This window comes from Hydrogenophaga sp. RWCD_12, from assembly GCF_046604225.1.
Classification (GTDB): Bacteria; Pseudomonadota; Gammaproteobacteria; order Burkholderiales; family Burkholderiaceae_C; genus Hydrogenophaga.
In genome coordinates, this window is sequence record NZ_JBKIXC010000019.1 from 1 (window position 1) to 602 (window position 602).

General features: G+C 72.8%; 1 protein-coding gene. It reads right to left on the minus strand.

The genetic code is table 11. The annotated features are described in order from the left end of the window. Window positions 1-103: 103 nt before the first annotated feature. Window positions 104-602: methyl-accepting chemotaxis protein (locus ACLIJ1_RS23300; protein ID WP_411367966.1), on the minus strand; the 499-nt coding region annotated here is incomplete at its 5' end.

Below are 602 nucleotides of genomic sequence, written 5' to 3' on the forward strand. Positions count from 1 at the left end.
ACTGTTCGCCGCGAGGGCGCCCGTGCGGGCCTGGTCCGGGCGGCCGAAACCGGCCTTGTCGTGTTGCATGTCCATGGTGGTGGGTCCTGGGTGAAGAAGGGTGTCAGAAGCTTTCCCACTCGTCGGTGCCACCGCCACTGGCGGTGGCGACCGGCTTGGGTGCCGGCAACGAGGCGGTGACCGGGGCCGGCTTCACCGGCTTGAGTGGCGCGGGCGCGGCGGCCGTGCGGGCTGCCGGCGCCGGGCGGGCAGGGGCAGGCAGGGCGGACTTCGCGGCAAGGGGCCGGTGCGGGGCCGTGACCGTCGCGGGGACCGGCGTTGCTGTGGCGTGGTGGCTGAGGCGGAACGCCGCGACGGCGCGCACCAGCTGTTCGGCCTGCTGGCTGAGGCTGGCGGCGGCCGACGCGCTCTCTTCGACCAGCGCCGCGTTCTGCTGCGTCGCCTGGTCCATGTTGCTCACCGCCTCGCTGACCTGGCTCACGCCCGCGTTCTGTTCCATGCTGGCGCTGCTGATCTCGCCGACGATGTCGGTCACGCGCTGGATCGACTGCACGATCTCCTGCATCGTCGTGCCCGCGCGGTCCACCAGTGCCGTGCCCTGC